The sequence below is a fragment of the Roseibacillus ishigakijimensis genome, from assembly GCF_016595415.1.
Lineage (GTDB): Bacteria > Verrucomicrobiota > Verrucomicrobiia > Verrucomicrobiales > Akkermansiaceae > Roseibacillus > Roseibacillus ishigakijimensis.
On record NZ_JAENIO010000046.1, the window covers coordinates 21,594 to 32,063 of the forward strand.

Annotated in this window: 7 protein-coding genes; 3 read left to right on the top strand and 4 right to left on the bottom strand. The window is 60.1% G+C overall.

The features are described from left to right. Window positions 1-22: 22 nt before the first annotated feature. Together JIN78_RS14540 and gltB are read right to left on the bottom strand one after the other, a co-directional pair. Window positions 23-640 carry an FHA domain-containing protein gene (locus tag JIN78_RS14540; RefSeq protein WP_200392717.1) on the bottom strand — a complete coding sequence of 206 codons (618 nt, stop codon included), beginning with the start codon at window positions 638-640 and terminating at the stop codon, window positions 23-25. A gap of 105 nt (window positions 641-745) precedes the next feature. Further along, on the bottom strand, window positions 746-5,359 hold the full coding sequence (gene gltB, locus JIN78_RS14545; RefSeq protein ID WP_200392718.1) for a glutamate synthase large subunit: 4,614 nt from the start codon (window positions 5,357-5,359) through the stop codon (window positions 746-748). A 307-nt stretch (window positions 5,360-5,666) separates the two neighbouring features. Between gltB and JIN78_RS14550 the strand changes: the two genes are divergently transcribed. After that, window positions 5,667-6,878: an MFS transporter gene (locus JIN78_RS14550; protein WP_200392719.1), complete on the top strand. Its 1,212-nt coding sequence runs from the start codon at window positions 5,667-5,669 to the stop codon at window positions 6,876-6,878. A 59-nt stretch (window positions 6,879-6,937) separates the two neighbouring features. On the opposite strand, the gene JIN78_RS14555 is transcribed toward JIN78_RS14550, so the two are convergent. Then, window positions 6,938-7,390: a DUF6428 family protein gene (locus JIN78_RS14555; RefSeq protein ID WP_200392720.1), complete on the bottom strand. Its 453-nt coding sequence runs from the start codon at window positions 7,388-7,390 to the stop codon at window positions 6,938-6,940. A gap of 24 nt (window positions 7,391-7,414) precedes the next feature. Beyond that, window positions 7,415-7,849 (bottom strand): ArsR/SmtB family transcription factor, encoded by a 435-nt coding sequence (locus JIN78_RS17590; protein ID WP_200392721.1) that lies wholly within the window; start codon window positions 7,847-7,849, stop codon window positions 7,415-7,417. Between the two features lie 11 nt (window positions 7,850-7,860). Between JIN78_RS17590 and JIN78_RS14565 the strand changes: the two genes are divergently transcribed. Together JIN78_RS14565 and JIN78_RS14570 are read left to right on the top strand one after the other, a co-directional pair. Beyond that, window positions 7,861-9,690, top strand: a complete 1,830-nt coding sequence (locus JIN78_RS14565) for a glycoside hydrolase family 2 TIM barrel-domain containing protein (RefSeq protein WP_200392722.1) — start codon at window positions 7,861-7,863, stop codon at window positions 9,688-9,690. A gap of 4 nt (window positions 9,691-9,694) precedes the next feature. Then, window positions 9,695-9,970, top strand: a complete 276-nt coding sequence (locus JIN78_RS14570) for a hypothetical protein (RefSeq protein WP_234038014.1) — start codon at window positions 9,695-9,697, stop codon at window positions 9,968-9,970. Window positions 9,971-10,470 lie beyond the last annotated feature (500 nt).

Here is a 10,470-nt window from a genome sequence, read left to right on the forward strand (position 1 = left end):
CGCCTGGCGGGGGCCGGGTTGGTCAGGACTCCGGGGTTGATTCCGGAAGGGGTTCGGCACGCATGTCTTTGAGCAGAGAGCGCCCGACCCGCTCGTCAAAGGGGATGGTGGCCCGGTGGGCAGAGTTGAGACCGAGATAAAAGGCGAAAATGGCGAGGGCGGCAAAGGCTAGGAAAATGGCGAAATCGCGTCCTCCGGTGTCGCGTCGACGGGGAAGCGAGGTGACGGGACGGTAGGGGGCGGGGGCTCCCGGAGCCGGGGCGGGTGCGGGGCTGGCGGCCGGGGCCGGATTCTTGGCCCGCTGCTGGGGACGAAAGGACTCCTGGGCCAAGGCAGCCTTCTCCTCCTCGGTGAGCTCGTAGCGGAAGTGGACATCGCCGATTTCCAGCTCCAGGCCATCCTTCAGATCGATAACGGCCATTTCCTGCCCGTTGAGCAGGGTGCCATTGGTGGATTGATGATCTTCGAGCACGAATCCACCCGGGACACGCTTCATGTCGCAGTGGTGCGAAGAGACGGAGGGGTGGGTGAGCACCACATCCAGCTCGGCCCGTCGTCCAATGGTCACCAGGCTGGTGTCCAAGGGGAAGCGGAAAGGCTGGGGGGCTTGGTCGGGGGAGGTGAGGCAGATACGCGGCATGATGGTTTGCTAAACGGTTCGCAGCCGTGAGATCTTAGCGCCAAGTTGCCGGAGGGAAAGTCACTTCTAGCGACCGTCCCTCCGGAGCGGATGAATCTCTGGTCCTCAGGAGACAGGCTCTACCGCCGACTCATGCTTGGCTTCCTCCAGCTCCAGGGTGTGGCGGTCCTTGGGAATGACGCGCAGGAGACGCAGGAGGGAACTTTCCCAGTTGGCGAGCAGTTCCTTCGCACGCACGGAGCCGGTTTTCTGCAAGTGGCTTTCGATGAGGGATTTGACTTCGGCAATGTCTTGCTCGCGGGCAACGGGCAAGGCCACCACCATCTCCGAGTTGAGGCGGGACTGGAATTGCCCGTCTTCGTCGAGGACGTAAGCCACGCCTCCGGACATCCCGGCACCGAAGTTCTTTCCGGTGAGCCCGAGAATGACGACGAGGCCGTTGGTCATGTATTCGCAGCCGTGGTCGCCCACGCCTTCGCAGACTGCGGTGGCCCCGGAGTTCCGCACGCAGAAGCGCTCGCCGGCCCGGCCATTGGCGTAGAGTTCGCCGCCAGTCGCTCCGTAGAGCACCGTGTTGCCGACGATGGAGTTTTCCGCCGCCACGAAGCCCGGGTTGATGTCTTCCGGGGGATGGACCACGATGGTGCCGCCCGCCATGCCTTTGCCGACGTAGTCATTGCCTTCCCCGGCGAGGGTCAGGGTGATGCCTCCCGCGAGGAAGGTGCCGAAGGATTGACCGGCTGAACCTGTGAAGGTGAGCTTGATGCTGTCTGCGGGGAGGCCCTTGTTACCGAAAACCTCGGCGATGCGCCCGGAGAGGCGGGTGCCGATGTTGCGGTCGGTATTGACCACCGGATAGGTTTGGGCAAAGGGCGCGCTGTCCATGAGGAGTTCGGCCGGATTGTCGCCCTCGGCACCGCCGACGTGGGCGCGCAGGTCTTCGAGGATCTGCAAGTCCAGAGCAGGCTTGTGGATGCCCATGTTGCGCTCGTGGGTGCGGAAGCGGGCGAAACCTTCGTTCGGAGTCGCTTCTCGCAGCACTTTGGACAAATCCAAGGTGGCGGCCTTGGGATGATTGGGAACCTCGCGCTGACGCAGGTAGCGGGTGTGGCCAATCATTTCCTCGATGGTGCGGATGCCGAGGCTCGCCATGTGCTGACGGGCTTCCCCCGCTACTCCCATCATGAAGTTGACCACGTGCTCGGGGGTGCCCTTGAACTTGGCGCGCCACTTGGGATCAGTGGTTGCGACCCCTACCGGGCAGTTGTTGAGGTGGCACTTGCGCACGTAGACGCAACCCATCGCAATCATGGCAATGGTGCCGAAGTTGAATTCTTCTGCTCCCAGCATCGCTCCGATGACCACGTCGCGGCCATTGCGGAAGCCTCCGTCGGTGCGGAGGACCACCCGGTCGCGCAGGTTGTTCAGCACCAGAGTCTGTTGGGCTTCGGCCACGCCCAGCTCCCACGGCAAGCCACAGTGCTTGGTCGAGGAGAGGGGAGAGGCTGCGGTGCCGCCGTCGTGACCGGAGACGAGGATGTTGTCGGCGCAGGCCTTGGCGACCCCGGCGGCGACTGTGCCCACCCCGGCTTCGGCTACCAGCTTCACGGTGACCCGGGCCTTGGGATTCACTTCCTTCAGGTCGTGGATGAGCTGGGCCAAGTCCTCAATGCTGTAGATATCGTGGTGAGGAGGAGGGGAAATGAGCTGCACCCCGGGCTGGGTATTGCGCAGTCGGGCGATGAGGCCATTGACCTTGTGACCGGGCAGCTGGCCCCCTTCGCCGGGCTTGGCTCCCTGCGCCATCTTGATCTCGATTTCGTCACAATTGACGAGGTAGTGGGCGCTGACTCCGAAGCGACCGGAGGCCACTTGTTTGATGGCGGAGCGGGCGTTTTCGCCATTGGGGTAAGGCTTGAAGCGGCGCACGTCTTCGCCCCCTTCGCCCGAGTCAGACTTGCCGCCGAGACGGTTCATGGCGATGGCCAGGGTTTCGTGTGCTTCCGGGGAAAGAGCCCCCAGCGACATCGCGGCGGTGGTGAAGCGCTTGACGATATTTTCCGCCGGCTCCACTTCCTCCAAGGGAACGGGGGTGGCGTCTTCGGTCCGGAACTCAAGCAAATCCTTGATGGTAATAGGATTGTTTGCCAGGGAGGCTTTGACGTAATCCTCGTAATCCTCCATCTTGTTGTGCTTCACGAAGGTGTGCAGATTGCTGATCACCTCGGTGGAGATGGCATGCGATTCACCTGCCTTGCGGTAGCGGTTGTAACCCGGATCGCCCAAGTCGAGCGGTGCGGTCGCTTCCTCCGCATAAGCGGTGCGGTGGCGGGTGAGGGTTTCCTGGGCAATCTCGTTGAAACCCACCCCCCCGATACGGGTGACAGTGCCGGTGAAGCAGAAGTCCACGACCTCGGCCCCCACCCCGAGAGCTTCGAAAATCTGGGCCCCCTGATAAGAGTTGAGCACCGAAATGCCCATTTTGGACATGATCTTCAGGAGTCCTTTCTCCAGCGCCTTGCGGTAGTTGGCCATCGCGATCTCGGGAGTGAGATCCTCGGTGAACTTATGCTTCTTGATGAGCTGGGGGTCCTTGAGGACGGCGCGTGCGGTGGCGTAGCCGAGGTAGGGACAAACGGCGGTCGCGCCATAGCCGAAGAGGCAAGCCAGCTGGTGGGTGTCGCGGGCCTCCCCGGTCTCGATGACAAGGGAAGTGCGCAGACGCTTGCGGGTCTTGGTGAGGTGGTGATGGACGGCTCCGGTCACCATCAGGGACGGGATGGGAGCGCGCTCTTTGCAGACTTTCTTATCGGAGAGGATGATGATCTCGGCACCGTCATCGACGGCCTTTTCGGCCGCACGGCAAAGGGCTTCCACTGCGGTGCGGAGGCCGAAGGGACCATTTTCCACCGGGAAGGTGGTGTCCAGCACCGCGGATTTGAAGCCGTGGGCGGAGCGCTCGGCAATGTATTCCACTTCTTGCTCGAAGAGGATGGCGGACTCGAGGTGCAGGATGCGGCCGTGTTCGGGAGTTTCCTCCAGCATGTTGCGCTCGCGGCCGAGACCGGCGGCTAGAGTCATCACCGCCCATTCCCGGATGGGGTCGATGGGCGGGTTGGTGACTTGGGCAAAGAGTTGCTTGAAGTAGGTGAAGAGGAGACGGGGATAGCGGGAGAGGGGGGCGAGGGGAATATCGTCACCCATTGAGAAGACCGCTTCCTGCGCGCCCTTGACCATGGGTGGAAAGACCATGTCGAGATCCTCGGCGGTGACGCCGTGGGTCACTTGCAGCTGGGAAAGCTCGATGGCGTCGAACTCGCAGGTCGGGGAGTGAGGTTCGTGGGAGACGTATTTGCGCAGCTCCACGCGATTCTCATCCACCCACTTGCCGTAGTTTTGCTGGGCGGCGAGCTTGTTCTTGATTTCGCGGTCGAAGAGCAGTTCGCCCGTTTCGGTGTTGGCAGAAATCATCTGACCCGGTCCCAGGCGACCGCGACGGGCCACTTTGCTTTCTTCGATGGGGCTGGTGCCGGATTCGGAGCCAATGATGAGCAAACCTTCGTTGCTGAGAGTGAAGCGGGAAGGGCGCAATCCGTTCCGGTCGAGGGAGGCACACACTTTTTCGCCATCGGTGAAGACCAGGCCAGCGGGGCCGTCCCACGGCTCGGCAAAGGAGCGGTGGTAGTGGAAAAAGTCGCGCACCTCTTCGGAAATCTCCTGATCGTGGCGGAAGGCCGGTGGCACCAGCATGCACATGGCGTGCTCCAGGGAGCGGCCCGAGAGCACGAGAATCTCGAGTGCGTGGTCGAGGGAGGCGGAGTCGGACTCCTTGCCGGACATCACGCCTTTGAGCAGCTCGATTTCATCACCCCAAACGTCATTCTCAAAGAACTCTTCCCGGGAGGCCCACCAGTTGCGGTTGCCGCGCACGGTGTTGATTTCGCCATTGTGGCACATCATGCGGAAGGGCTGGCCGAGGGGCCAGGCCGGGAAGGTGTTGGTGGAGAAACGCTGGTGATAGAGCGCGAGTGCCACTTGGAAATCGGAATCCTGCAAGTCGCTGTAAAAGGCCCGCAGGGTGGCCGGCATGGCGAGGCCTTTGTAGGAAATCAGGCGGGAGGAAAGAGTGGGAATGTAGAAGTTCGGCACTTCCGCGAACTCGCGCTCCAGCAGGCGACGCACGAGATAGAGTTGGCGCTCGAAGTGGTCGCAAGCCCATTCACGAGGGCGTTCCAAGAGGAGGTGCTGGATGTTGGGCTGGCTCTTGGCGGCCAGATTGCCCAACTCGTCGGGGTTGACCGGCACCTCGCGCCAGCCGAGGACCTTGATGCCGCGAGCTCCGGCGAGGGAGACCGCTTTTTCCTGAATCGATTGGGCTGCCGCAGCGTCATCAGCGGGAAGGAAGAAGACGCCCACCGCGAGGTCATTGATGTCGCGGATGCTTTGGCTCATTTTGCTGAGCTCGCGGGAGAAAAGGGTGCGCGGAATCTGGGTCAGCACGCCCGAGCCGTCCCCGGTTTTGCCATCGGCATCAATCGCGCCCCGGTGGGTCATGCAGCAGACCGAATCGATGGCGCGTTCGATGATTTCGTATGACTTCAGTCCGTCCAAATGGGCAATGGCTCCCATGCCACAATTGTCCTTTTCGTTCGCAAAGGAGTGGAGGGTTCCAGAGGTGTCGGGAGTGAAGGCGGGATGGTAAGGAGACAGGCTGGTCATGTATTCAGTAGGCTGAAGGAGTTGTCAGAACGTTCAGGGCTCGAAAAATTGCTGTTGCCGTGCAATCGCTTTGGAGAAGGAAAAAGACAAGACATTTTCCGGTTTCCCCCCTCGCCACCTTGCCCGGGCCGCGCACGATAAAAGACAGCAGCCCGTCTGCCAAGAAAATCGTGCCGAGCTTATTTTTCGTTGTTTCCCGGTCAAAGAAGGAGAATTTCCGCAGGGTGGGGTGAGAAAGTCCGTCGCCTTTTCCCGGAAGAGTGCCATTCTCTTGCCCGGTTGCTCGCCGAGTGACCGCTTTTTATCCATGACTTCGGCATCCGACTCCCGTTCCCGCTGGCAAACAGCCCTTCTCATCAGTGGGATAGCCTTCATTGGGCTCAATCTCAGGCCCTCGCTCACCAGTCTCTCGGCGTTGGCCGAGCGCATGGCCTCCGATGGGCTGAGCCGAGAGTTTATTGGCTCCTTGACCACCGTGCCACTCATTCTCTTTGGCTTGGTGGGGCTGTGGGCGGGCTGGATAGGGCAACGGCTTGGGTTTGCGCGCGCCCTCGGGCTGGGTCTCTTGGTGCTGGCAGTGGGCTGCTTTCTCCGCTCGGCCAGTGGGGTCAGTGGCGGTGGGGAATTGCTCTGGCGGATGGTGGGCACGGTCCTCATTGGCGCGGGCATTGCGCTGGGAAATGTCCTTCTTCCAGGCTTGGCGAAGAGCCGGTTTCCTCATCGTCTGGGGCCGATCACGAGTCTCTATGCCACCGCGATGAACCTTGGAGCTGCGGCGGGGATTGCTTTCGCGGTTCCCCTGGCTCTGCGATTGGAAGGGGGGTGGAATGCCGCTCTCGCCAGCTGGGGGGTGGTCGCGCTGGTGGTTCTTCTTTTTTGGTCGCCCCAGATGTGGCCCCGCCCTCTCGCTCGCCAGCCGGTCCATCCCCTCGCGGGGGTGCGTCGCCTGCTGCGCCAGCCCCGGGCTTGGCAGGTCACCGCCTACATGGGCCTGCAGTCGACCTTTTTTTACTCCATTGTCGCTTGGCTCCCCAGCGTCTTGCAGCATCGCGGCATGGAGGAAGGAGAGGCCGCTTTCTGGGTCACCGGTCTCCAGCTCATCGGTTGTGTGGCCAGTATTTTCGCGCCTGTCATCGCCGGGCGGCAGGCTTCCCAAAGCGGCTGGATCGTGGGGTGCATGATTTTCAACTTTCTGGGTCTCTTGGGCGCGCTGGTGTTGCCCCTATCGCTGGCGGGCTACGCGGTTTTGCTCCTCGGCATCGGCCTCAATGGTGGCTTTGGCTTGGCTTTGCTAGTGATAGCGATGCGGAGCCGGACCCCCGAGACCGCCGCGCATCTCTCGTCCATGGCCCAAGCCTGCGGTTACCTTTTTGCCGCCCCCGGCCCTTTTTTCGTGGGTTGGCTGAGCACTCACGGGGGCTGGTCATTGGCCATGGGCTTTGTCCTGGCCCTCATTCTGGTGGCCCTCATCCCGTCCTACCTCGCTGGTCGAGAGGGGGTGGTGGATCCGGCAGAATGAGAGAGCCTCCCTTTTGACGAGGAGGCTCAGGGGGGGAAGGAGAAAGTTCGGAGAGAGATTTAGCAGCATCCCGAACCGGGAGCGCAACTGTTGGCAGGGGTCAATCCGCAGACATCCTTGGCCAGACAATCGGTGTGGCGATTCTCGACCAGCAGAGTGACCGCCTCCTCGCCCACCGCTACTCCGGTGAGGGGATACTGGGAGATGACGGCTTCTTCATATTCGATCTCCACGGGGAGAGCTTCCGTCGGCAAAATGGGGGCTCCGTGTGCGAGGATTTCCAGAAAGCGGCCGATGGGAATGCGATGGTCGACATCGTCGGCCACCCAGGCCTGCAACTGGCAGCGGCCTTCGTGGCGCACGGTGCCTCCGCAGTCGACGAAGTCCTTCTTCAAAAAGGCTACTTCGGTGACGTGGAAGTGGGCGGGGACGAGGGATTTGTCCGGCAGTTGAATCTGCAGGGTCTTGTCTTCGTGGCCGTGCAAGGCGGCCTTCAGTTCAGCAATAGTCATGATTTGAGAGGGATAATGGAAATTTTAGCAGCAGGGTTTGGTGTTCTTGGGGTCGCAAAGCTCCGCCCGGCCTTGGCAACAATGGCCAACGAAGAAATCGACCAAGGCACTCACCGTGCCGGGTGAAACGGTGTAGAGAATCGAGCGACCCGCTCGCTGCGAGGTCACTAGTCCGGTGTGACTCAGTTCCTTGAGGTGAAAGGAAAGAGTGTTGGCGGGGATGGCCAGTTGCTCGGCCAATTGACCGGCCGCAATGGGTTCGGGAGAGCTCCAGGCCAAGGCCCGGAAAACCTCCAGCCGCGCTGGGTGAGCGAGAGCGGCAAAGGCTTGGCTGGCAGTTTTCGTTTCGATAATTCGACGATAGTGGAAATATTGAGGCTTGCAATGAATTTCTGGGAAAAGGGCGGGTATTGAGTTTCTAACCCGCTTGGAGGACTTGTCGGGAAGCTCCTTTTGCAAAAGATGGGGGGATGAAATTGTTTCTGGCGTGGGTGGGGTTTTGCGGTCTTCTTTCGGCTCGGGAGGTGATTCCCCTGGGGGAAGGTTGGCGGTTCTTTCAGGGTGAGGTGGAAGGGGTTATCGAAGAGTCTTTTGATGATTCGGCATGGCGGGAGGTGAGAGTCCCACACGATTGGAGTATTGCGGGAGAATTCAGCGAGAGTGCTCCCACTGGTGGCGCGGGTGGGTGGTTGCCAAGCGGGGTGGCCTGGTATCGGCGGACGATTGCCTTGGAGCCAGCGGGGGCGACTTGGTTGGAATTTGATGGCGTGATGGCTCATGCCGAGGTGTGGTGGAATGGAGAAAAAGTGGGCGACCGACCCTATGGCTATTCCGGTTTCCGATGCGACTTGACGGGTAAGGTTCGCGCGGGAGGAAATACTCTGGTGGTGAAGGCGGATACCTCTGCGCAACCGGCTTCGCGTTGGTATACCGGGGCGGGGATTTACCGCAAAGTGAGGCTGGTCTCTGTTGATGAGTTGCACATCGTGCCCGAGAGCCTGTTTGTCACGACCCCAGAAGTTTCGGCTCAAGAGGTCGAAGTGACTGTGGCACTGGCTTTTTCGCGTGACCTGAAAGCGGAAGAAAGAGCCCTTGCGATTGTGCAGGATTCGTCGGGTCAGGAGGTCGCCCGGGGGGAGTGTTTGAAGGGAGCCGCTTCGTTGACCTGGTCTCATCCTCACCTTTGGAGTGTGGAGCATCCCCAGCTTTATCACCTGTTGGTGCGCATTGAACGCGAGGGCGAAGTGGTCGACCAAGTGAGCGAGCGGTTCGGGGTGCGGACAGCGGAGTTTCGGTCCGAGACGGGCTTTTGGCTGAATGGCCACAACCTCAAGCTGAAGGGAGTTTGCCTGCATCATGATGGCGGGGCGGTAGGGGCGGCCGTGCCTCAAGCGGTTTGGAGAATGCGCCTCGGCCGGCTGCGTGAGTTAGGGGTTAAAGCCATTCGAACTGCTCACAATCCGGTCGATCCCGGGTTTCTTGACCTGTGTGACGAAATGGGCTTTCTCGTGATGAACGAAGCCTTTGATTGCTGGACCCGGGGGAAAAACCCCCATGACTATCATCGGCATTTTTCCGAATGGTGGGAGCGCGATTTGCGGGCGATGGTGCGCCGCGATCAGAACCATCCGTCGGTGATCCTTTACAGTGTGGGCAATGAAATCCGTGACACGCATGATGCGGAGAAGGCCAAGGACATCCTCGCCGGGTTGGTGGAGGTGTGCCACGAGGAAGACCCGACCCGCCCGGTGACGCAGGCCCTTTTCCGTCCCAATACGACCCACGATTACGACAATGGTCTGGCTGATTTGCTGGATGTGATCGGGACCAATTATCGTGACGCGGAATTGCTGCAGGCGTGGGAAGATCGGAAAGATCGAAAAATTGTGGGAACGGAGCAGGGACACAATCGCAGCACTTGGTTTGCGTGTCGGGACAATCCCCAGCACGCGGGGCAATTTCTCTGGGTTGGAATTGATTATCTGGGGGAAGCTCGTAGTTGGCCAGTGACAACTTTCAATGCGGGCCTGCTCGATCGGACAGGAGAAGTGAATCCGCGGGGCTGGGAGCGGCAGAGCTGGTGGGGTGACGCTCCTATGGTGAAGATTTTCCGCAGACTCGCGCCTACTGAGGCCACTCCTGAAGATCCGGGCTACGAGGTGGTGGAATGGAAGCGGCGACAAGTTCTCTTTCCTGATTGGAATGGGGAAGGAAGTGGCGCGCGAGGAGTTGCGCACTGCTGGTCCTGCGGTGGGCTTGAAATTGACGGCGGACCGAACCCGGGTGGGCCGGAGCTTTGACGATTTGGCACACATTCGGGTGGAAGTAGTCGATGCTCATGGGGTTCTTGTTCCCAAGGCTGCTCATGAAGTGACCTTCGAGATCAATGGCGCGGGTGAGCGGGTGGCAGTTGATAGTGGATCGATCACCAGCCACGAGCCTTTCCAAGCCGATCGGCGGCGGGCTTTTCAGGGCAAGGCCCTTCTTCTGGTGCGAGGCCGGGGAGAGGGACGAAACATGGAAATCACGGCCCGGGCAGCAGGTTTGCGTCCGGCAGTCATCGAATTGGTTGTCGAGTAGATGATGTTGATTGGTGATCCGGTGCAAGGCTTGTCTCATCGGAATCGAGTTCTTCCAGGCTCGAAATTCAATTTCTGTCCTTCACCTTTGTCGATAGAGGTCCATCAAGAGCTTGGGTGGGAACTCTCCCTTCAGGAGATTGGCAACGTGCATGCGAATCTGGGTCGCATCTTCAATGAGGATTCGTCCAAACGGGGAGCTCGACTGGTTAGGTCATTCGGATTGTTTTGAGATAGTTCCGAGAGAACCTTTCTCAAAAAATCAATGGCCCGACTATTGAGGTGCTGTTGAAAAGTCTGCCGGGACATGGCTTTTTGCTCAAGAGTCCCCAGAAGAACTGCCATTTCATTGAAGGAAGCTTCGGACTTCGCAGTAGTCTTTAGAAGTGTGAGAAGAAAGCCACTAGCCCATTCGCGTCAGGTTAAGAGCCTAACCGATTCGTAGCCAGCAAATTAGATTGGCAAAAACCACCTTTTTCCCTTGACAAGTCGAGCAGCGCG

Excerpts from the sequence above, each read along its gene's own strand:
- JIN78_RS14540 (WP_200392717.1), bottom strand. The coding sequence starts at position 640 with ATGCCGCGTATCTGCCTCACCTCCCCCGACCAAGCCCCCCAGCCTTTC.
- JIN78_RS14550 (WP_200392719.1), top strand. The coding sequence starts at position 5,667 with ATGACTTCGGCATCCGACTCCCGTTCCCGCTGGCAAACAGCCCTTCTC.
- gltB (WP_200392718.1), bottom strand. The coding sequence starts at position 5,359 with ATGACCAGCCTGTCTCCTTACCATCCCGCCTTCACTCCCGACACCTCT.
- JIN78_RS14555 (WP_200392720.1), bottom strand. The coding sequence starts at position 7,390 with ATGACTATTGCTGAACTGAAGGCCGCCTTGCACGGCCACGAAGACAAG.
- JIN78_RS14565 (WP_200392722.1), top strand. The coding sequence starts at position 7,861 with ATGAAATTGTTTCTGGCGTGGGTGGGGTTTTGCGGTCTTCTTTCGGCT.